This is a genomic window from Domibacillus sp., from assembly GCF_031181085.1.
Classification (GTDB): Bacteria; Bacillota; Bacilli; order Bacillales; family Domibacillaceae; genus Domibacillus.
On the sequence record NZ_JAPSLE010000006.1, the window covers coordinates 57,210 to 79,679 of the forward strand.

The 22,470-nt window shown below is 44.9% G+C and carries 21 protein-coding genes; 5 read left to right on the top strand and 16 right to left on the bottom strand.

Translation table 11 applies throughout. From position 1 onward, the window contains the following. Positions 1 to 51: 51 nt before the first annotated feature. From RIN81_RS10565 to RIN81_RS10605, 9 genes are all read right to left on the bottom strand, one after another. Complete coding sequence (locus tag RIN81_RS10565; RefSeq protein ID WP_309089954.1) at positions 52 to 882, bottom strand: DUF1206 domain-containing protein; 831 nt, start codon at positions 880 to 882, stop codon at positions 52 to 54. A 208-nt stretch (positions 883 to 1,090) separates the two neighbouring features. After that, the gene (locus tag RIN81_RS10570; protein WP_309089956.1) at positions 1,091 to 2,005 is read right to left on the bottom strand and encodes a sensor domain-containing diguanylate cyclase; all 915 of its coding nucleotides are present in this window, start codon (positions 2,003 to 2,005) and stop codon (positions 1,091 to 1,093) included. A 94-nt stretch (positions 2,006 to 2,099) separates the two neighbouring features. Continuing rightward, positions 2,100 to 3,314, bottom strand: coding sequence for an NRAMP family divalent metal transporter (locus tag RIN81_RS10575; protein ID WP_309089958.1), 1,215 nt, complete (start codon positions 3,312 to 3,314; stop codon positions 2,100 to 2,102). Positions 3,315 to 3,316: 2 nt separating this feature from the next. Then, on the bottom strand, positions 3,317 to 4,081 hold the full coding sequence (locus RIN81_RS10580) for a LamB/YcsF family protein (protein WP_309089960.1): 765 nt from the start codon (positions 4,079 to 4,081) through the stop codon (positions 3,317 to 3,319). Positions 4,082 to 4,098: 17 nt separating this feature from the next. Continuing rightward, entirely contained in the window at positions 4,099 to 4,851 is a 753-nt protein-coding gene (locus RIN81_RS10585; RefSeq protein WP_309089962.1) for an IclR family transcriptional regulator, read from the bottom strand. Positions 4,852 to 4,894: 43 nt separating this feature from the next. Further along, positions 4,895 to 5,911: a 5-oxoprolinase subunit C family protein gene (locus RIN81_RS10590; protein WP_309089964.1), complete on the bottom strand. Its 1,017-nt coding sequence runs from the start codon at positions 5,909 to 5,911 to the stop codon at positions 4,895 to 4,897. Next, on the bottom strand, positions 5,908 to 6,612 hold the full coding sequence (pxpB, locus tag RIN81_RS10595; protein ID WP_309089966.1) for a 5-oxoprolinase subunit PxpB: 705 nt from the start codon (positions 6,610 to 6,612) through the stop codon (positions 5,908 to 5,910). Before pxpB ends, RIN81_RS10590 begins: the two co-directional genes overlap by 4 nt. A 171-nt stretch (positions 6,613 to 6,783) precedes the next feature. After that, positions 6,784 to 8,409: a family 14 glycosylhydrolase gene (locus RIN81_RS10600; protein ID WP_309089968.1), complete on the bottom strand. Its 1,626-nt coding sequence runs from the start codon at positions 8,407 to 8,409 to the stop codon at positions 6,784 to 6,786. Positions 8,410 to 8,551: 142 nt separating this feature from the next. Continuing rightward, positions 8,552 to 9,775, bottom strand: coding sequence for an MFS transporter (locus RIN81_RS10605; protein WP_309089970.1), 1,224 nt, complete (start codon positions 9,773 to 9,775; stop codon positions 8,552 to 8,554). 215 nt (positions 9,776 to 9,990) lie between these two features. Between RIN81_RS10605 and RIN81_RS10610 the strand changes: the two genes are divergently transcribed. Beyond that, the gene (locus RIN81_RS10610; protein ID WP_309089972.1) at positions 9,991 to 11,415 is read left to right on the top strand and encodes a PstS family phosphate ABC transporter substrate-binding protein; all 1,425 of its coding nucleotides are present in this window, start codon (positions 9,991 to 9,993) and stop codon (positions 11,413 to 11,415) included. Position 11,416: 1 nt separating this feature from the next. On the opposite strand, the gene RIN81_RS10615 is transcribed toward RIN81_RS10610, so the two are convergent. The 6 genes from RIN81_RS10615 to RIN81_RS10640 form a co-directional block, all read right to left on the bottom strand. Beyond that, entirely contained in the window at positions 11,417 to 12,517 is a 1,101-nt protein-coding gene (locus tag RIN81_RS10615) for a GGDEF domain-containing protein (RefSeq protein ID WP_309089973.1), read from the bottom strand. Between the two features lie 297 nt (positions 12,518 to 12,814). After that, on the bottom strand, positions 12,815 to 13,072 hold the full coding sequence (locus RIN81_RS10620; protein WP_309089975.1) for a YciI family protein: 258 nt from the start codon (positions 13,070 to 13,072) through the stop codon (positions 12,815 to 12,817). Positions 13,073 to 13,136: 64 nt separating this feature from the next. Next, complete coding sequence (locus tag RIN81_RS10625; protein WP_309089977.1) at positions 13,137 to 14,531, bottom strand: amino acid permease; 1,395 nt, start codon at positions 14,529 to 14,531, stop codon at positions 13,137 to 13,139. A 20-nt stretch (positions 14,532 to 14,551) separates the two neighbouring features. Continuing rightward, entirely contained in the window at positions 14,552 to 15,946 is a 1,395-nt protein-coding gene (locus tag RIN81_RS10630; protein ID WP_309089979.1) for an NAD-dependent succinate-semialdehyde dehydrogenase, read from the bottom strand. After that, positions 15,946 to 17,268, bottom strand: coding sequence for an aminotransferase family protein (locus RIN81_RS10635; RefSeq protein ID WP_309089981.1), 1,323 nt, complete (start codon positions 17,266 to 17,268; stop codon positions 15,946 to 15,948). Before RIN81_RS10635 ends, RIN81_RS10630 begins: the two co-directional genes overlap by 1 nt. Positions 17,269 to 17,598: 330 nt before the next feature. Then, positions 17,599 to 18,996: a sigma-54 interaction domain-containing protein gene (locus RIN81_RS10640; RefSeq protein ID WP_309089984.1), complete on the bottom strand. Its 1,398-nt coding sequence runs from the start codon at positions 18,994 to 18,996 to the stop codon at positions 17,599 to 17,601. An 80-nt stretch (positions 18,997 to 19,076) separates the two neighbouring features. Here RIN81_RS10640 and cidR point away from each other — a divergent pair, with 80 nt between their 5' ends. The 3 genes from cidR (at position 19,077) to RIN81_RS10655 (ending at position 21,038) form a co-directional block, all read left to right on the top strand. Then, positions 19,077 to 19,973 (top strand): cidABC operon transcriptional activator CidR, encoded by an 897-nt coding sequence (cidR, locus tag RIN81_RS10645; RefSeq protein WP_309089986.1) that lies wholly within the window; start codon positions 19,077 to 19,079, stop codon positions 19,971 to 19,973. Between the two features lie 146 nt (positions 19,974 to 20,119). Beyond that, the gene (locus RIN81_RS10650; protein WP_309089988.1) at positions 20,120 to 20,650 is read left to right on the top strand and encodes an acyl-CoA thioesterase; all 531 of its coding nucleotides are present in this window, start codon (positions 20,120 to 20,122) and stop codon (positions 20,648 to 20,650) included. 13 nt (positions 20,651 to 20,663) lie between these two features. Next, entirely contained in the window at positions 20,664 to 21,038 is a 375-nt protein-coding gene (locus RIN81_RS10655; protein ID WP_309089990.1) for a hypothetical protein, read from the top strand. 78 nt (positions 21,039 to 21,116) lie between these two features. Here RIN81_RS10655 and RIN81_RS10660 read toward each other — a convergent pair whose 3' ends face one another. Continuing rightward, positions 21,117 to 21,668 (bottom strand): DUF1836 domain-containing protein, encoded by a 552-nt coding sequence (locus RIN81_RS10660; RefSeq protein ID WP_309089992.1) that lies wholly within the window; start codon positions 21,666 to 21,668, stop codon positions 21,117 to 21,119. Between the two features lie 138 nt (positions 21,669 to 21,806). On the opposite strand from RIN81_RS10660, the gene trhA reads away from it, so the two are divergent. Then, positions 21,807 to 22,451 carry a PAQR family membrane homeostasis protein TrhA gene (gene trhA, locus RIN81_RS10665; RefSeq protein ID WP_309089994.1) on the top strand — a complete coding sequence of 215 codons (645 nt, stop codon included), beginning with the start codon at positions 21,807 to 21,809 and terminating at the stop codon, positions 22,449 to 22,451. The last annotated feature ends 19 nt before the right edge of the window (positions 22,452 to 22,470 follow it).

Consider the following 22,470-nt stretch of genomic DNA (forward strand, 5'->3'; position numbering starts at 1 on the left):
GTAGCATATTGAGATTCGTTCTCAAAGAAAAAGCACCCGATTCCGGATGCTTTATTCTCTGCCGAAATTCATGCGCTGGTAACGGCCGCGAATCATTTCATATATGCCATATAATAGAAGCCCTGCTGCGGCAAGGCCGAGTAAAAACTGTCCGTACGGCTGCGAAGCAAGCTCTGCCAACGCTCCGTCAATGCCTTTTGTTTCATTCGGATTGGCTGTAACAGCCGTTTTAATAAAGAAAAAACCGATCATCGCGAGCACAATTCCTCTTGCAAGGAGTCCAACTTTTCCTGCTCTTCGAGCAAGGCCTATTTCTTTTTTATTCATTTCATTCGTTTTAAAATATCGCATAAATTTTCCTTTATAGCCCCGGTATAATTCTATACCTCCGTACACAATAATGATAAGTCCAATACAGCCAATGATCCACTGCCCAAACGGCTGGGCCAGAAGCTTTGCGGAAATGGTCTTCTCCGAATTTCCTCCTCCGCCGGCATGGATAGCAAGCCGGATGGCAGTGAGAGCCAGGCTGCCATAAATAACCGCACTGATCATGTAACCAATCCGTTTTGCCGTTCCTTTAGCTCCAGTGCCTTCATGCTGGACATCTTTTATCGACTTGATAAGTTCCCATATCACATATCCAATCAGACCAATGCCAATAAGCCAGAGCAGTATCCGGCCAAATGGTTCGTCAGCTACAGTCATGAGGGCGCCGCTTGTATCGGTCGTTCCTCCGCCGGCGCCTGCTGCTGCCATCAGGGCAAAGAGGCCAACGAGCGCATACACCGTTCCTTTTGCCATATGCCCCAGCCGCCCGAATCTCCGAATCCACGGTTTGGCTTCATGTACTTTTGATCGCATGCTTTCTTTTGCTGTCATCTTTTCTCCCTCCCTCCGCTTTCGTTTTCCTTTCTTATTCCCGTTTTTTGTTTTTACGCAAACTGGTATTTTTTTGGTCCATGAGTCCTTTTTGGTACGCAGCCATGGAAAAGAACGAATAAACTCATACATCCCTGCTTAACTTTCTTTTCTGCCAGTTAAGCGAACTGTATAGCAGAACAAAAAAGCACCCTTTTCAGGTGCTTTCTCAGATAGATACACAGCAGCCGCCGCTTCGCTTTGATTGATACAGCAGTCCATCTGCTTCTTTCATTAAAAACTGAACCGGTACTCGTTTTGTGTCAGCGATCCCGGCCGATAAAAACACGCCATATGTACGGAGTTCTTGATTCCGCTTGTTTTCATCGATTATTTCCTGGGCGAATAGAGATGCTTCCTCTGCTGACCGGTGTAAAAAGAGCACACCAAATTCATCACCGCCAAATCGAAAACCATAGGCATCGTCGGGAATGATTTGCTTGATAACTGAAGCAACCTCCATTAAAACATGGTCTCCCGCTTCATGTCCAAACCGGTCATTTACTTGTTTAAACTTATCCAGATCGATCATTAAAAGAGCATGTGTCTCTTTTTCGATCCAATCAGATGTCAGGATCCGCTTCCAATAAACCCGGTTGTACAAGCCTGTTAATCCGTCCTGGATGAGCAGCCGCTCGGTATTAATGGCATAAGACAGGAAGGAAGCAAGCTTTTTCAGAATTTGAACTGTTTTATTGTCGTATCGATTTAAGGATGTGTGAATGGAGCAAAGAGCACCGAATGTGCTGCCGTCCCCCCAAAAAATAGGTACACCCGCGTACGAGCCAATATTCAGCGAGTACGTAAAATCATGACGCTTTATACGCTCGTCTTCCTTAGCATTCTTAATCAGCATCGGCTGTCCGCCTGCATAAGGGATTTGGCAATACGTATCCTGGAGCCGGACAGTTTTCCCTGCTTGAACAAAAATATCACTTTTAGAAAGGGTCTGTAATACCTTCAGACGATCCCTTTCAATCAAGCTGATATAAAACGTTTCATCGCCGATTAAATCGTTGGCTATCGACAAAATATCCGCAAAGACGCGGGAAAATGCTGCTGTTTCCAGCCAGTCTGTTTCCACTTCCCCACCTTCTTTCATCCATGCAATCATTCATTTCAGTATAACGATGAAACAGCAAAAAGTCAGCTCTGCGCGGCTGACTTTTTGCTGTATTTTATTCGAATAATGTTGGGAGCTGGTTGATTAATGTGTAGCCGCCCATAAAAGCCATAAGCACAATGACAATTACTCCTGCGGCTGTCATCCAAATCGGGTGACGGTATTCACCAACAATCGATTTTTTATAAGCTGCAATGAGCATAACCGTAAGTGCGACCGGCAGAATAAGACCATTTAATGCCCCGGCTAAAATAAGCATTTTCACCGGTTTACCAATGGTTATGAAAATAACAGTGGAAAGCAAAATAAATGCGACAATGATTGACTTATCATACTTTGCAATCGTTGGGTGGAACGTGCGGATAAACGAAACAGATGTGTAAGCTGCGCCGACAACAGACGTAATGGCAGCTGCCCACATTACCACACCAAACAGACGGTATCCGATGTCACCTGCAGCCAGCTGGAACACAGACGCTGGCGGGTTTTCCGGATTAATCGGCAAGCCCTGCGCCACAACACCGAGTGCAGCAAGGAAAAGAAAAATACGCATGATTGAAGCTATTCCGATAGCAGATACTGAGCTCTTCGTCACCTGCGGAACTGCACCGACTCCTTTTATTCCTGCATCTAAAAGACGATGCCCCCCAGCAAATGTAATATAGCCGCCCACTGTACCGCCAACAAGGGTAACGATCGCAAGCAGGTCAATCGTATCCGGGGCAAATGTTCTGATTACCGCTTCCCCGACCGGAGGGCTTGCCTTAAAGACAACAAACAGGGTAAGGCCAATCATGACAAACCCCATTAGTTGTGTAAACTTATCCATTAATAGACCGGCTTCTTTCACAAGAAATATGGCGACGGCAATTACAGCACTGATAATAGCACCCATCACCGGGTCTATCCTGAAAATAACATTGGCACCAAGACCGGCACCCCCAATATTACCGATATTAAAAGCAATGCCGCCCAAAACAATAAGCACAGCAAGCACGTAGCCAAGACCCGGAAAAACGAGGTTTGCAATATCCTGCGCCCTCTTTTCCGCCACAACAAGAATTCTCCAAATATTCGTCTGAGCGCCAATATCCAGCAAGATTGAAACTAAAATAACAAAACCGAAGCTGGCGGCGAGCTGCTCAGTAAAAACCGTTGTCTGCGTTAAGAAGCCCGGTCCAATGGCAGAAGTTGCCATCAAAAAGGCAGCGCCTAGTAATATACTCCAATTCGACTTTTCCTGCTGTTGAAGCTGTTGTTGTTTTGACATATTTATTCCTCCCTGGCAATTGAACGCACTTCAATGCCTTCGTCCTGCAGCTTTGTCCGGATCAGCCGGGCAAAAGAAAGCGCATGTGGTCCGTCACCATGTATACAGACCGTGTCCGCTTGAATATCGACCTCTGTCCCGTCTGCTGCCCGTACTTTCTTTTCTTTCGCCATACGGATTACCTGAGATACCGCTTCCTCTGAGTCCTCAATTACTGCATGGGGCAAACGCCGCGGCGTCAGCATCCCTTCCCGGGTATAAGTACGGTCCGCAAAAACTTCACTAGCTGTTTTCAGTCCTGCTTTTTGGCCGGCTTCAACCAGTTTGCTTCCCGCCAGACCGTATAGAATAAGAGATATATCCACATCTTTAACGGCTGCCGCAATAGCAGACGCCATCTCTTCATTTGAAGCTGCCATATTATAAAGTGCACCATGCGGCTTCACATGATGCAGGGCGGCTCCTTTTACTTGCACGAACGCCTGAAGGGCGCCAATTTGATATACAACAAGTGAGTATACTTCTTCTGGCGAAAGCGCCATATTCCGGCGTCCAAAACCAGCTAAATCTTGAAAGCCTGGATGGGCGCCGATTTTTACGCCATGCTCTATCGCTAAATGGACCGTTTTTTTCATCACATCCGGATCGCCTGCATGAAATCCACAGGCAATATTCGCCGATGTAATGTATGGCATGATGCCCTGATCATGGCCGATAGAGTATGCACCAAAGCTTTCTCCCATATCACAGTTAATATCTATTTTCATAAGCTGCACCTCCAAAATCAGCGATCTACGGCACCGAGTTCAGCGGAGATCTGCCGTGATGCTTCTGTTAGCTTTTCGATCATTTCTTTTGCATGTGCTTCATCCTGAAAGCGGACTTCAGGGCCTACCAGGCTGATTCCGGCTACTGCGTCTCCTTTATGATTAAAAATAGGAGCAGCAATAGCGGAAGAATGATCTTCTAATTCAGAATGGCTGATCGACCAGCCATTCTTCCGTGTTTTTTCAATAAGCTGCCGCAGTTCTTCTTTATTTTCCGGTGTTCCTTTTGCGTACCGTACAATTTGGAATGATTCAATTAACCGCTCTTGTTCGGCGTGCTCCATAAAAGACAGCAGTACACGCGGGCATGCCCCTCCATATAGCGGGGCACGACGGCCAATTTGTGTGTAAACACGGACACGTTCCTGCGTATCAACCTTCTCAATGTAAACCGCTTCATCTCCGTCCCGGATCACAAGATTCACAGCTTCCCCTGTTTCTTTCCGGAGTTTTTGCATGTAGGGCAATGCAATGGAGCGGATATCCAGCCGTTCAGCGACAAGATTGCCGAGCTCCAGAAAAATCAATCCTAAACGGTAGGCACCTTCCTGATCTTTCTCCAGAAATCCGAGTTCAAGCAATGATTCTGCCATTCGATAAACAGACGTTTTCGGGAGCCCTGTTTTTTCTATCATTTGCAGCAGCGTTAATTTTTCTTCTGCAAAAAACAATTGAATGATTTCCATTGATTTAAGAACGGTTTTATTCACTTCTTCCTTCTCCCTGTTCCGATAAATGGAATAGCTCCTCCATTTATGGTTTTGCTCCATCAAATGACCATTTCTTTAGCAAAAGAGCGGTACGAATTTGTTTGATTTCCTGTTCGCGTTCCATGTAAAGCTGTTCTGCTTCATAAAGCGAAATTTCTTGAAAGCGGACGCGGTCTCCCGGCTTCATTTGAGCGATGATCGGTAAATCGGCCGCTGCAATTTGTCCAATTCTCGGGTAGCCGCCGGTTGTCTGACGGTCAGCAAGCAATACAATTGGGTTGCCATCGCTCGGCACTTGAATCGTTCCATTGGCTACCGCTTCAGACAATAATTCAAACGGCTGTTTCAGCCCGAGAGACGCACCTGAAAGGCGATATCCCATCCGGTCCGACTGCGGGGTAATTTGAAATTCCTTTTCGAAAAACTGCTTTTGGGAAGATTCCGAAAACTTCGCGTATTCGGCTCCTTTTAAGACACGGACCACACTTCTATTGACATAACGTTCAAACGGCACATACCAGTCAGTTGACGCAAATGACCTTTGTTTCAGCTTGCTTTGGAGGACTTTTTTTATTTTACGGGAGAAGCTGTTTTCCTCTCCCGGTGGAATCAAATCGCCTTCCTGGAGAGCACGCCCTTTAAAGCCGCCAATTTCCCCACGTATATAGGTACTTTTGCTGTTCATCACATTTGGAATGGAAAAGCCGCCTGCCACAGCAACGTACGCGCGGCATCCCGCTTTACAGCCGGTGAACGAAAGAACCGTATTCTTTTGTACAAAAACGGGCCTCCATAAAGGAACGGGATTTCCACCGATGACCGGGTTTAAGTTTCCGCCCGTAATGGAAATCAATGTGTCTTCGTTAAACTGAAGAGATGTACCCATCATCGTTACTTCAATGGCTGCTTCTCCCTCTTCATTTCCAACTAACACATTTGCGAGACGAAGCGAAAGCGAATCCATTGCGCCTCCAACCACGACTCCGTATTGTTGAAATCCGTATCGCCCTAAGTCTTGAATCGTTGCCAAGAGTCCCGGGCGGATGATTTGTACACTCATTGCCATCTCTCCTGATACTGGTCATATTCTTCCTTGGTAATCGGCACAAATTTCACGATGTCACCCGCCGACAGAACACTTGGTTGATCACGGTCCGGACGAAAAAGAGCCATCGGTGTCCGCCCGATCAGCTGCCATCCGCCTGGTGTAGAAATCGGATATACGCCTGTTTGACTGCCTGCTATTCCAACACTGCCAGCCGGGATAGACGTGCGCGGTGACGGCCGGCGCGGGGCATGTATTTTCTCTGAAAGGCCGCCCAGGTAAGGAAAGCCCGGTGCGAATCCGATCATATAAACGGGATACTCGGCTGAGGCATGCAAATGAATGACTTCGTCAGCTGAAAGATTGTTATGAGCTGCTACAAAATCAAGGTCCGGTCCAAAATCATTGCCGTAGCAAACGGGAATTTCTACAATCCGCGGTTTACTCTCTTCGTCTTCAACAAGTACCTCTAACATCCGTTCTAAGATGGCATGAACAATTTGAAAAGACGTTTTTTCTTTTTCCCCATATGCCTGTTTAACGATAAAGGGGTCATAAAAAACCGTTACACTGGCAAAGGCAGGTGTACATTCAATAAATCCGAAGAATGATTCATGCTGAAGCTTTGATGATAGCGCTTTCACTTTTTTATTAATAAAGGGACTGATTTCGGCTCCAAATTGAACAGTTATCGCCGACTCCCCTAACGGTTTCATTTGAATTTCTTCCAGATTATTTTTCATCTTTTAAATCAATCTCACCACCGCTGTTCCAAATATCGGAACAATAATTCTTATTTTCGGAATATAAAATCATTATAATTATCGGAAAAATGAAATGCAAGAAAAATGAAAAGCGACCAGAATCCTCTCTGGTCGCTTTTAGTATTACCATTCGCCGTTAAAAAACGCTTCCCCGGCTGAAGGAGTTGTGTAATGATTGTTTTCGCCGCTCTGCCAAATGCGTTCACCTGCTGCATTTTCATACAAAAACTTAAATGAGTATGAACGATCTGCCGCAAGATTTACGGAACCGCTCCAGCTGCCATCCATATTTTTAGTCAGCTCATATTTATACTGCTCCGAATTCCAACGGCCCATTTCTCCACGGTCTCCAATCACGTATACATGATTTGCCTCTTTCGGGATATTAGAAACCGTAAATGTGACGGGCATTTGCACTAACGCCAGCTTATCCTTCATCATATAGAATTCATTCGTTGGATTACCTGCTTCATCAAATAAATAATTCATGCGGAGTAGTGTAAAACCATCAAAGCCGTAGTTAAATACCATTTCTGCTGCGTTGTTAAAGCCCCACTCATTATTAATCAGTGCCAGCGCGTTTTCGCCATTCAGCGAAATGCCCCGCTCATTCGCGAGTGTGGCAATTTGAGCTACAAGTGTTTTGGGCGCGCTGTAGTAAGGGAGAACCTGCGCATTGTTGTCATCCATTTCTAAGCAGGTGAATGTAAGGGCCAGATCTGCTTTTTTTACATGATCGAGCAGCCTGCCATACTGATAGTAGCCTGTGCTGTATTCCGCTGCATGCGGCATTTCCGGGTCATTCATTTTCCAGTGTACACCTGAAATTTTAATACCGATCGGCACATCAAATGTACGGTCAAACTGTTTATGGGCCGCTCTTGAGATGTTCTCCATATGTTTTTCTAATGCACCCTGATACCAGCTCATAAACTCCTGGCCGTACCCCGGCTTGTAAGCATCACCGCTCGTAAAAAATGCATCTCCATTTGCTGGAGGCTCGATTTCAGCCCAGCTCTTGTACGCTGTGCCCCAAGCTGCGTTGAGCTTTTTCACATTTTTATATTTCGTTTTTAAATAATCTTGATAGTCTTTTTTTGCTCCTTCTGTATAAGCCTGCAGCTGCCCTCGCTCAGGCCATTCCCATCCGTCTGCAAATTGATAAGACGGATACCGAAGTTCACCGGCTGGTCCACCGCTCAAGTAAATTTTGACAATCAAGTCTTCCTCATCAGCAAACTGCCTCGCAAAAGCACGGTAAAATTCCTCATACTGCTTAGCTGTCCCTTCCCACCACGGAGCCAGCGCTTCTTTGTTAAAGTAACCGCTTTCACTTTTGAACGTCATATTTTCAACACTGTCTTTTTTCCACAGCCAGGATGGAATAGGATAATTACAATCATCTCCGACATTGCCGCCGCACTGATGGGTAGACATAATCGGCACCCATTTTAATCCAGACGACTGGACAGCCTGCGCGTATTTCTCATAATAAGACCAGTCGAATTGATTATCCCCTTTGCCTTCTACCATTCCCCACCAAATGTCTGTAGTGAGCGCGTAAACACCGTTTTCCTTCATCGTTTTAAGCTTTTCTTCAAATGCTTCCCAATCGGTAATTTCCGTTAGCGGTGCCATCACATAAAGCTTGTACTCTTTCTGTACATCCGCCTGAGCCGGCTGTACGCCACCAACCGCAGATACAAACAGTAAAGTGAACAGCAGCCATCCGTACCATACTTTCCTCACTTAACACAACCCCCTTCGTTTTGTGCAAACGTTTGCATTTAAAAGCAAAAAAAGAAGCTCATTCCTTCTTTTCAAAGAAAGTATAGTAAATGAACTTCTATTCAGTCAATCCTGTTTTTCAAAATGAATCTTTATGGCTAGTTTAAGAGAGCACCCTCCGCTCTATATCTGCGTCTTTTGACTTTCTGACGATTTTTCCATATCGATAGTAAACAAACGCTGCGGCTGCAAAGCCGATCACGGCTAAAAAAGCATCAAAAATAAAAATAATCGCGATGTTGCCGGTTTCGGATAAAAGTCCAGTCAATAGGGGCATCACAATGGCTGCCAGCCCTCCTGCTGTCGCGACAATTCCCGTAACTGTACCTTTTTTCTGCCAAAACAGCTCCGTTATAATCGTAATCGCAAGCTGGAAAATACCAGCTGTTGAAAAGCCAATAAAAAAAGCTGTTACAACGGCGACGGCCGGAACTTTCACCATTAAAATCGTTGTGATCGCGATAAATGTCATAATTGGGTAAATGACAATCACAGTGACCGGACGAACCATTTTTTTTAACAAAATAGATAAAGAGAGAACGGAAATAAGTGCTCCGATACTGTAGTAGCTCAACAATTTCACCGCACTGTCTGCGGCCATTCCGAGCACTTCCTCCCCGTAGCTTGGCAGCCAGATTTGCGCGACTGTAAACAATCCTGTCGACGTGAACCCGATAATCACAAGCGCAATTCCTTCACGTGAAAATCTCGGTTCTGATAAAAACTTCGACTGGCCGGCGTTTTCGGCTGCCTGGCTGGCCACAATGGCCCGGTGATCCGGAAATGTAACCGTCATGAGAAACAGCATATTCAAAAAGAAAATAGCGGCTGGCACAAAAAATGCATAGGTGTATGAGGCGCCCTGATTGGTGAAAAACAAAATCATAAATGGCAGCAGTGCCGCCCCGAGAGAGATAAATGCCTTGACCATTACATTGGCAGAGCCACTCGAACGCGGAAAGATTTCAACCAGTCCAGGATACGAGCCTGCATCCATTGCTGAGTTTGCGACTCCTGCTAACAGCGCAAACATAAAAGCCACTTCATAAACGGGCGACAGTGGAATGCCCACAAGAAAAATCCCCATCGCAAGCGCCGCAAAAATCACAAGCGGCTTCCGCCCAAACCGGTCCGAAAGATGGCCGGACAATGCGTAAGTAAGCAGCTTCCCGATCCCGATTGCACTGATAATGTAACTGATCCCCGCCTTGTCTGTATCCCATTGCTCGGATAATGAGGCCATATTGGATGATAGAATAATATTGACCATACCAAGCAAAAAATAGTTCACATACAGGCCGGAAGCAGCTTTTGTGTATGTATTCATCGTAACCACCCTTCTTTCTACAAACTTTTTTCATTATAGCAAATATTTCAATTTCCTGTTTTTCTATAATTTGTCTTTATTTACACCTCTGTTGCCACTAAAATACAAATAGTGTATTATTACACTAAATAAACCATATATTTATAAAAAGTGAAAATGTATGGAGTGCAATATAACAGAAAGTTAGATGAATTGAATAGAAAGGATGTGGCTGGATGAATACAAACAAAGGAGTTTTTTATTTTTTTAATTATGGATTGGTTCCGTTTTTTCTTGCTTTGCTTGCTGCCGGAGGACTTCTGATTTTTGAGCAGTTAACAGTAGTTTGTGCTGCCGTCTTTGCAATTGGCGGTTTTGCTGCCGGCATGTGGGCAGGCAGTAAAGCAAGTGTCAGACCGCTGGGCATATTTCTTTATCCGCTTCTTTACACACTTGGATTATGGGCATCGTGTATGATTATAAGCAAAGGCTTTTACGGAGCAGATGCATGGTCCTTGTTTGCTCTGCTGCACCTTCCGTTTGGACCCGCATATTTTTTCTCTTCGCTTTATGGGATTGGCTATTTATTTATTATCATTCCTGTACTATATGAATTCGCTTTTTTAATCGGCTTTTTGGCCAGAAATCGAAAGCTGAACATTCAAGCTTTGAAAAAAACGGTTCTGACAGCAGCAGCAATAGTCATTTTTGCCGGAACAGGCTTGTTTATCACCTGGGAGCGGGCTAAAACGGTTCTCCCTTCTCATGGATTTGATTATGAAGGAGGCAATTCGAGTACAGATTTAACTCCTTATAATGTGACCAATCCAGACAACATTCTTCCCAAACTGAATGAAAAATCTTTGGTTTGGATCGATAAGCGGCAGAATATGCTTGTACTCGACGGTGCTGAAGCGGCGTTTCCTGTTTACTCCGCTTTTGCACAGGCCGTTTATAAAAATGCAAATCAAAACAGCGATTTTATTACGTTTACCAATACGATCCATGCCTATGAACGGCTGCTTCAAGGGGAGACAGATATTTATTTTGGTGCTGAACCGTCTAAAGCTCAGCTGAAAATGGCCAAGGACGCCGGGGTCGAGTTAGTGATGACTCCGATCGGCAAAGAGGCGTTTGTATTTTTTGTTAATCAGCACAACCCGGTTCAAAACCTTTCGACCGGACAAATTCAATCCATTTACAGCGGCGAGACGAGAAACTGGAAAGAGGCAGGCGGAAACAGCCAGCATATTCTTGCTTTTCAACGCTCTGAAAATTCAGGAAGCCAGACGTGGCTGCAGAAAATCATGGCGGGCAAAACGATTATGACTCCTGTAAAAGAAGAAGTTCCGGAAGGGATGGGCGGCATTTTAGAAGAAGTCGCTGACTACCGTAATTACAAAGGGGCGATTGGCTTTTCTTTTCGTTTTTTCGCTTCCGGCATGCAAAGCTACGAGCAGCTTCGCTTTTTGTCTATTGATGGTGTAGCACCGGTTCCACAAAATATAGCAAATGGAAGCTATCCTTTTACCGCCACTCTTTACGCCATTACACTAAAAGAAAATAAAAAGCCGTCCTTGGCGCCTTTTCTTCAGTGGATGCAAGGCGAACAAGGGCAGCAATTGGTTGAGGAAACCGGTTATGTGAGGCTAAATCAATAAGTTAAGAGCAGACCGCCGTCGGCTTTGCGCAGACGATCCGGTTGCGGCCTGCCTGCTTCGCTTTATAAAGCGCATGGTCCGCTTCTTTGAGCAGCTGTTCAGGGGTAAACTCATCCGATATAGCCAGTCCTGCTGAAAATGTAACGGGCACTTGAACATTGTTCACAGCGACCGGCTGGCTGGCAACCATTTCACGAATTCGTTCAATGGCAGCCAGCGCATTTTTCTTTGCGCAGTCCGGCAGAATGATGACAAACTCTTCGCCTCCGTATCGGGCTACAATATCCACGCTGCGCACATTATTCAGCAGCCTCCCGCTCACTGCCTTTAGTACGCAGTCCCCGACAATATGTCCATATGTATCATTTACCTGCTTAAAATGATCAATATCAATGAAAACTAAAACAAACGGCTTTTTTCCACGCTTTCCAGTTGAAAACTGTTGAAAGTAAGCCATAAATGCCCCGCGGTTATACAGCTTCGTTAATGGATCTCTCCTGGCTGACTCAAGTAAATGCTGTTTGGATAGAAATTCACGGCGCAGGTCGTTGATCATCCAGACGATTAAAAAGCTGAGCAGGATGCTCGTCGGCAGAGCAATCGGTGTTATTTCAACTAAATAGGTCCGGGCGGGAATTACACCTAAAAAAGCAATAAACAAAACATTTACACTGTTTAAAGCTAAAACTGTCCAAATCACTTGCTTGACCGGAGCCAAGTTTGAAAAAACAGTACGTAAAATAACGCCTACTGCTGAAACAGCCATTACCGTCCAAAAGCCTGAGAGGGCTGCTTCATTTATACCAAAAGATAAGCGGGCCAGGCCAATTCCCAGTCCGGCCAGTAAAATAAGTTCTTTTTTCCACATAAACAACACGGCAATAATAATAGGCACAAACCGAAGATCAAAAATCACATGGTCATCCAAGTGGATGCCAAAAAACATGGAAGCCCATCCTGAAAACACCAGCATGGCTGCCAGCAGGCTGTTTTTCAGCCTCGGTCCGGCGTTGACTAAAAATTGTTTATATACCAAGCCGCCCATCGTAATAATAGCCATCAATACGGATGCATTTATGACAAATTCTTTGATGTTCATCATACCGTTTCCCCATCTCTCTTTGTATCATTGCTTCACGTGCTTTACAAACGGTTTAAAGTACTGCTCCCGGGTGAAGCGTATTTTGCTTTTTAGCCAGCCGCCCTTTACATTCGCCTTTCCTGTTACAAGTAGATCCTACTTCACGCAAAGTGTCCTTTAACCCATTATTTATAATTCTTTCGAATCGATAGATTAGTCCCGTTTATGCACGTTCCTCTACCTTATACCCTCTTTTCAGTTATTTAGCACTATCAAACACAAAAAAGACACCTGGAATGTGCCAGGTGTCTCTCTCTTTTAATTTTTCAGCCACTCTTTTAATTCAAGACGGCGTACCTTTTGCGTAACAGCCGGATCATTTTCAGCCAGTTGAAGTGCTTCTTCGTATGTATCGGCTACATATACAACCATTCCACCGGATCCGTCAGCAAAAGGCCCTTTCCCAAACACTTTATTTTCTTTTTCAAGCCCCGCTAGATACTCCAGGTGAAGCGGGCGTACTTCCTTGTTTTTCTCTGGATCGACCATGTGCAACAACGCTGCATAATATCCCACGTTTATTCCTCCATTCGATTCTGAATACTCTGTCAGTATAGCAGAAAAAAAGGAAAGAAAACTGTTACGAGTTTAGGATTTTTTGCTCTGCTGTTTTATAGCTCTCCTGCTCCCCGCCCGGTCTTTTTTTCTTGAAAAAGAAAGAAAGGATCAGCCCGCCGGTAATAAGCAGAGTCAATAAGAGCTGAGACTTCATAGAATCAATAAAGATCATGGAGATTAAAATGATGCCAATGCTGGCAATCACCGCATACGTAATATACGGAAAAAGCCACATTTTCATTTCAAGCTGACTATGTTCACGCTCTGCTTTCTTTCTCAGCCGTAAATGTGATACCGCAATAGCCAAGTACACAAGTAAAGCAATGGCCCCCGATGCATTCACGAGGAAAAGAAACAATTTATCCGGAGACACAAAGCTGAAAACAGCGCACACGTAAGCCAGAATGGTGCTGAGCCAGACCGCACGAACCGGGACGCCATGCTTATTCAGCTTGAGCAGCATTTTTGGCGCATCTCCTTTTTTTGCCAACGAATAAAGCATTCTGGAATTGGTGTAAAGCGCCGAATTTAAGCATGACAGGACCGCCACAAGCACGACTGCGTTCATAATTTGAGCGCCGCCAGGAATCCCCGCCATCTTCAGCATGGTCACATACGGGCTTGTTAACAGCTCCGCTGAATTCCATGGCAAAAGCATGACTAAAATGGATACAGAGCCCACGTAAAAAATTAAAATACGCCATACGACACTGTTGATTGCCATCGTTGTAGACTTAACAGGATCCTTCGATTCACTTGCCGCAATAGCCGCAATCTCGGCTCCAAAATAAGAAAAAATAACCGTTACAACTCCAACAAAAACTGAGCTAAATCCATTTGGCATAAAGCCGCCGTTTCCTGTTAAGTTAGATAAACCTGGTGAATTGGTTCCCGGAATCCATTGAAATAAAATAGCGAGACCAACAAGCATAAACACAACAATCGCTGCTACTTTAATCATGGCAAACCAATACTCAAATTCACCAAACGACTTTACTGAAAAAATATTTGTTAACGTTAGAAGGAACGTCAGAATTAAGCTCCAGGCCCAAATCGGCACGGCAGGCACCCATTGATTCATAATGGCACCGCCTGCTGTTGCTTCAATCGCAATGACAATCAGCCAGAAAAACCAGTAGAGCCAGCCGACCGTATACCCTGCCCACGGGCCAATTGCCTGGCGGGCGTAGGTAGAAAACGAGCCGCTGTCCGGATTTGCCGTTGCCATTTCCCCAAGCATTCTCATTAGAAAAATAACGAGAAGGCCGGCAACTGCATAGGACACAATTGCCCCCGGCCCGGTCGCATTAATCACGGAACCACTCCCGACAAACAAGCCGGCTCCGATAATGCCCCCGATTGAAATCATGGAAATATGCCTGGTTTTTAATTGATTGGTTAGCTGCTGCTCTTTCATTCTTTTCCCTCCTCTGTTTTTCAAAGGTGCATAGAAATGTACTTTACTTCCACGTATTCATCGAGCCCATAATGCCCGCCTTCACGGCCAAGTCCGCTTTGTTTCCAGCCGCCGAATGGTGCTTGGCTCACAGATGGCAGTCCATCATTGATTCCGACGATTCCATATTCCAGCCCTTCGCTGATCCGGATCGCATCGGACAGGTTTTTCGTGTACAGATAAGCGGCTAACCCGTATGGCGTATTGTTCGCCCGGCGAATCACTTCATCCATCGTTTGAAACGTAGCAACAGGAGCAAGCGGGCCAAACGTTTCTTCCTTCATGCACAGCATATCATCTGTTGCGCCGGCAATCACTGTCGGTTCAAAGAAAGTACCCTGTTCCCCATGCTCACGGCCGCCGGAAAGAAGAAGAGCTCCCTTTAAAACAGCATCTTCTACATGGGCCTTTACTTTTTCGAGAGCAGCTTGATTAATAACAGGGCCGATATCGGTACCAGCATCGAGCCCATTTCCTACTTTCAGCTTTGAAACGGCCTCAGCGAGTTTTCCTGTAAACGCCTCGGCGCATGACTCATGAACAAATACACGGTTTGTGCAAATGCACGTCTGTCCTGCATTGCGGTATTTCGAGGCAACAAGTCCTTCAACCGCCTGATCGAGATCCGCATCCGGCATCACGATAAAGGGAGCGTGACCGCCAAGCTCTAGTGACAGCTTTTTCATCGTATCTGCCGCTTTTTTCATCAATAGCTTGCCAATACCTGTCGAACCCGTAAAAGACAGCTTGCGGATACGGCCGTCTTTCATCCATGCATCACCGATTTCTGCCGGATCGCCCGTTACAACAGCAAGCACATCACGGGGAATGCCTGCTTTATAAGCCAGTTCGGCCAGCTTGAAGGCAGTCAGAGGCGTGAATTCGGAAGGCTTTACAACGACCGTGCATCCGGCTGCAAGCGCCGGTGCCACTTTCCGGGTAATCATTGCGGCTGGGAAATTCCATGGCGTAATCGCTGCAACTACGCCGACTGGCTGCTTTTGAACGATAATCCGCTTGTTTCGGTCTGAAGCCGGAATGGTCTGTCCATACAGGCGTTTCCCTTCTTCCGCATACCAAGAAATGTAACTGTTCGCATACCGGATTTCTCCGAGGGCCTCTTTCAACGGTTTTCCCTGCTCTCTTGTCATCAGCTCTGCGAGTTCCTTCTCTGACTGGCTGATCAGGCGGTGCCAGTTCATCAAAAGAACACTGCGTTCTTCCGCTGTCCGCCCTGCCCACTCGGAAAAAGCATTGTACGCAGCGTCTGCTGCCTGCTTCGCTTCCTTTCGTCCCTGTTTTGGCAGCCGGCCCACGATCTGGCCGGTTGCCGGGTTGATCACTTCGATGATGTCAACAGCCGCTGCGTTCATCATTACCCCTCACTTCCCATTAACTTTTCTACTTCCTGCAAAGCCATATTTAGGCTTACAATCAGTTCCTTGATTTCTGTTTCGTTAATGATCAGCGGCGGTGCGAACACAAGCGTGTCCTGCCCATCAAACGTGACGGACCGGCAAATCAATCCATGCTTTGCTGCCTCGGCCACCACTGTTGGCGCAAGCGGCTCGCTGCCAGCCGGCGTGGCCAGTTCAACCGCACCCATTAATCCGCGCGCCCGTACACTGCGGACAATAGAATGCTCTGCTTTGATCGCCTCAAATCCTTTCAGCAGCTCCGCTCCCATTCTTTTTGCGTTCGCAACAAGCCCTTCCTGCTCAATGATTTCAATGTTCTTTAAAGCAACAGCACAGGCCATTGGATGTCCGCTGTATGTGTATCCATGCAGAAGCGTGCCTGTAGAAAGATCACCCAGTTCTTTATAAAGCGACTCAGAAAATACGACGCCGCCAAGCGGTGCATATCCGCTTGTAACCCCTTTTGCAAAACACATCATATCCGGGATAACTTCATCGTGTTCAATACCGAAAAATGTACCCGTGCGGCCGAAGCCGGTAATGACTTCATCTGTGATAAACAAAATGCCATATTCATCACAAATGCGGCGCACCTCTTTGAAATATCCGTCCGCTGCAATATGAACGCCGCCTGCACCCTGAACCGGCTCAGCCACAAAGGCAGCCACTGTTTCCGGCCCTTCTTCTTCAATAACACGGCATAGCTCTTCTGTAGACATATGATCTGCGTAATGAAAGTCCGGCGCGAGTGAATTCGTAAAATCACGGAATGGCTTTAAGCCGGTTGCGCTGGTCGCTCCAATATTGACACCATGGTACGCTTTTGTTCTGGAGATAATTTTCTGGCGATCGGGCTGCCCTTTTAACACCCAGTAGTGGCGTGCGAGTTTATAAGCTGTGTCATTGGCTTCTGATCCGCCCGAAGTGAAAAACACCGCATTTAAATCACCGGGTGCAAGCTCTGCGATTTTGGCCGCCAGACGGATAGCCGGCTCATTGCTAAAGGAAGCGAAAGACGAACTGAATGCAAGCTTTGACATCTGTTCTAACGCTGCTTCCCCCAGTTCTCTTCGTCCATGGCCGACATTTACATTCCAAAGCGAAGACATTCCATCGATTACTTTTCTGCCGCTTTCATCATACAAATACACGCCTTTTCCTTCTGTGAAAATAAAAGCAGGGCCGCTTTCCTGCTGTGATTTCACAGCGGAGGTAGGATGAAAAAAGTGCTTTTTATCTAATTCTGATAGTTCCTGTAACTTTGCTTTTTCTTGAATCATTGTGATCTTCCTTCCTTGTTTAAATAACTTAAATTTATTATTTCAAAAAATCTAAATTTTGAAATTACTATTGTCAGGTTTTATAACAAACTTTATTTCAACTCTTTTATATTAATAAAATCACCTTTTATTGCAATCGCTTACAATATTAGATAAATAAAATTTTGTTATTTTAATATATTTTTATAAAATCTTGCATCTCCTTTGTTTTACTTATTGCAAGAAGTATGCCAATAGCCAGATGTGCTATACATTCGCGCTTTTCATTTCTTTTGATTCAAAATGAATCAAAAGAGAAAAGAAAACCGATTCAAAATGAATCATATTAATTCATTTTGAATCGGTTTTTATTTTTTGAAGCCGGCGGACAACAGTCGGCTGGCTGATCCCTAATGTTTTTGCCATTTGGTAAGTGGAAAGCCCCTTTCTTTCTGCTTGCCGCAGCCATTGCGTTTCCACATCAACGATCATTTCTTTTAGTGTTTTTCCTCCCTCCTCAAACAGGGAGAGAGAAGGCCATTGTTCAGGCTGATCAGGTGTTTCCGTGTGGAATGACAGCAGGCCCGGTGAAATCACAGGCTGGTCAGACATAATAACAAGGCGTTCGATTGTGTTCTCAAGCTCCCGCACATTTCCCGGCCAGTGATATGAAAGACATTTTGCCATTGTTTCTGAATGAAGACGCAGCGCTTTATTGTACTTTTGGTTAAACTGTGTTAAAAACAGATCGACGAGCATAGGAAAATCTTCTTTTCGTTCACGCAGCGGGGGAATTTCTACCGGTACAACATGCAAGCGGTAAAATAAATCTTCGCGGAATTCTCCTCTTTCCACCAGCTGTTTTAAGTCACGATTGGTCGCAGCAACGAGCCGAAAATCGACTTTTGTGCTTTTGACGGCTCCAATTTTTGTAATTTCCTTTTCCTGAAGGACTTTTAACAGCTTCACCTGCATTTCAAGCGAAAGCTCACCGACTTCATCCAAAAACAAGGTTCCTTTGTCTGCAGATTCAACCAATCCTTTTTTGCCTTTTTGACTTGCACCAGTAAAAGCACCCGGCTCATAGCCAAACATCTCCGATTCCGCCAGGCTTGCGGGAATGGCTCCACAGTTCACTTCAATAAACGCCCCGTCATGCCGCCCGCTTTCCTGGTGGATGGCCCGGGCAAAAATGGTTTTACCCACTCCGGATTCCCCAGAAAGCAGAACCGTTGCTTCACTCGGGGCCACGCGCCGCATCGTTTCGCGTGCTTTTCTCATTTTCGGGCTGTTTGTGGCGAGACGGCCAAAAGCTGTTTCCTGTTCACGCAGTTTTTCGATCTCCGACTCGTAACGTTCAAGTTTTGACTGCAGCTTCTCATAATCTTCCTTGAGCTTTTGAATTTCTGTTAAATCATGTGAAAGGCTGATTACACGGACGATGTTCCCCTCACGGTCAAATACAGGAATGCCTTTAGCCATGATCGTTTTCCCGACCGCTGTTTTTTGCATAAGCTGCACTTCCTGTCCCTGCTCAAGCACTTTCACGGTAACGGATGGGGAAAAAATATTTTTTTGTTCCAGCTCGTAAACGGAGCGGCCGATCATAGATTCCGACGATTCTCCGTAAAATTCATCGCTGTTTTTGATAGCGCGCAACACAATTCCGTTGCCGTCCGTTACAATGATATTATCATTGGATGCATGCAATATCGCTTCAAGCTCAAGTTCTAGATGCGTATGGTCCATCGCAATCACTACTCCGTTTTTTTGTTTTATTGTATCAAATGAAAAATAGAGCGACTACGGAAGAAATGGATGAATAACAAATGGATATTAAACACTTGCAATATTTTATCGAGGTTTCAAACTTCAACAGCTTTTCAAAAGCAGCCGATCACTTGTTTATCACGCAGCCGACTATCAGTAAGATGATTAAAAATCTGGAAGTGGAACTTGGCGTGGAACTGTTTGACCGTTCCCGCAAAAAGCTGGCACTCACCGACGCAGGCAAAATTTTATTGGAGCAGGCAAAGCTTGTTAACAAAGCATTTCGTAATCTGGAAACCGAGCTCGATAATTTGCTGGAGCTGAAAACCGGACACATTCGAATTGGCCTGCCGCCCATTTTTGATGCGCACTTTTTTTTAAAGGTCGTCGGATTGTTTCATGAAAAATACCCTGGTATTACGTTTCAACTGAAAGAAGAAGGTTCAAAATCTATTGAAGATGCCGTGGAACAAAACGAGCTGGATGTTGGTGTGATTGTTCTCCCTACACAAGACGAACTGTTTCATCACTTTGCCTTTATGGAAGAAGATCTAATGCTCATTCTCCCTATATCCCATCCTCTTGCCGGACGTGTGGAAATCGATCTGGCATCACTTTCATCTGAGTCCTTTATTTTATTTAATAAAGACTTCGCACTGAACGATCGGATCATTTCTTCCTGCAATGATGCCGGATTCCAGCCTCGTGTGATTTCTGAAAGCTCGCAATGGTCATTTATCGAAGAAATGGTCGCTTCAAAGCTTGGCATTTCCCTTCTTCCAGAAAGCATATGCCGGCATTTAAGCGATCACGTTTGTACAGTGAGAGTGGTAAACCCATCGATTAATTGGAATTTGGCTATTATTTGGAGAAAAAATCAATATTTATCCTATGCAGCGAAGGAATGGCTTTCATTCACTAAGAAAGAGCTTTCAAAAGCGGCTTCTCCCCAATGAAGCCGCTTTCCTTCATGCCGTTTATTTATGAATGAAAACATTTACATAGATAAAAGCTATACTGAAAATGAAAAACAACCATTTTACTTACATTGTAAACGGGCGTACACTGAGAGCGTGATTCCAACATGGAAGGATTGAAAACCATGAGCGCAGTAAAAGAAGCGATCAAAACACGTGAAAGCCGCATCGTACATACCGACCAAGTATTGTCATGCGATTTAAATAATTATCAAACTTTATTCGGCGGCGTGCTGATGAAAAAAATCGACAGCGCTGCCTGCCTGTCTGCAAGACGCCATTCTCGCGTAAAACAGTGCGTGACTGCTTCAACCGATTCCATCGACTTTTTAGATTCGATTCGTGAAACGGATTCGGTTTGCGTTGAGTCGTTCGTTACTTATACAGGCCGTACATCAATGGAAGTATTCTGTAAAGTGATTGCCGAAGATATCGGGACAGGCGCACGCCGTATTGCAGCCACTGCTTTTTTAACTTTTGTAGCTATTGGCGAGGATAAAAAGCCTGTTGAAGTACCTGGTGTCATTCCTGAAACCGAAGAAGAAAAGTTTTTGTTTGAAACAGCAAAGGACCGTGCGGAAATGCGTAAAATCCGCAGAACAAAAAGCAAAGAACTTGCTGAATACATGACTTTGAAAAAACCATGGGACAGATAAAGGAGGAACGAGAATGATTGCAACATTGTGCAGTATTGATGAATTAAAAGAAGTGAAAACGGCGCTTGTCGATTTGCAGGATTCTTATCCTGCTCTTTGTGAAAAATTCGTTCATGTAGCCGGATTAACACGCTCACTTCAGTTAAAGTATCAGTATATGGGCTGCTTGATTATGGACGAAAATTCTGATGACTGCATCCCAAATATTCCATACAGCTCTGTGCTTCGCCTTTACAAAAAAGAAGTTCAAACGCTGAAAAACGATGAGCATATTGATGTCTTGAAAAAGCTTTTCCGTTCATTTAAAGACACAGGCTATGCGAAAATCAGCCTGCTTGCTCTTGGACGTTCACCTGAATCTCTTATCGGGGCATCAAGCGTAAAGTAATTAGAACCAGGAGAAATTTTCCTGGTTTTCTTTGTTTTTCAGCAGGCTTGTATTCAAAAAGCAAAAAGAACCTCCTTTTTATGAGAGGTTCTTTTTTTCTGCCAGCTGATCGACCAGCTTTTCTGCTGTTTTACGGTACATGTTGCTCATATGAACAAGAGCCAGGATCTGCATAATATGGCCAAGCTCATCGGTGCGAGCCGTAATGTCTTCGATCCGGCCGGCAATGTCTGCCCTTCCATGCTTCACATTATCAGCCGCTACCGTTAAAAATTCTTCATAGAAAGAATCCAAATCAATGTCACCGATCCGCTCATTAATACCGGAGAGAGTTGTTTTAATGTCGTTGATCGACAATGACCCTTTCAGCTGGTAAATGAGGCTGATCAGCAGCAGATGCTCTTTCGAATACTTTTTTTGCTGAATAGGAAACAACAGTTTTCCTTTTGCATAGTTGTTGATCATTGTTTTTGTCAATACTTTTTCTTCTTCATTGCGCGTCGAGCTTTCGAATGTTCGTTCGAATAATTGAATAACCTGATCCATGTATAAGTCAATACTCGGTATCTTATCCGGTGTCAACTGGTTATCAAGATGAAGTTCATTTAAAACGTCTGTCAGTTTTCCCACATAAACACCTGCTTTTTAGATCGTTATATTACTTTTATTATAAGGGAATATCCTCCACATGTAAAACTTGACTATATAACATAACAAAAGTATTATATTACGTAGTTATTAAAACTACATGTAACAGGAGGAACGTCTATGACCTCTCTTATTCGCGAACCAATCAATGCCCTTACTCACTGGTTTGGAGCGTTTTTATCTGTAGCTGCTCTTGCTGCGATGCTGCTCAAGGCTTCCACAACCGGCTCTGCACTGGCCCTTTTAGCTGTACTGGCCTTTGGCATCAGCTTAATTCTTTTGTACTCAGCTTCTGCGCTTTATCACTCCGTTATCGCGTCTGACGCGGTGATTGCTCTTTTCAGGCGCTTGGACCATTCGATGATTTTCGTACTTATCGCCGGCTCTTATGCACCCTTTTGCTTGATCAGCCTGCATAGCCGGACCGGGTTGATTTTATTTTGGATCGTCTTAGCTGCAGCTGTTTTAGGTATTTTGTTTAAAATGATTTGGTTCACCTGTCCGAGATGGGTGTCAACCGCTCTGTATATATTCATGGGCTGGATGGCTGTGTTTGTTTTTTCCCCGCTTGCTTCAAGCATGGAAACTGGCGGTCTTGTCCTGCTTGTAGCCGGCGGCATTTTTTATACGATCGGCGGCATCATTTATGGGCTGAAGCCGTCCTGGATGCAATTTGGACAGATGGGCTTTCATGAAATTTTCCACATTTTTATTTTGCTTGGCAGCCTCGCTCACTTTTGGAGTGTGTTTCTTTACGTCCTTTAACTTCAATAAAAAACCACGG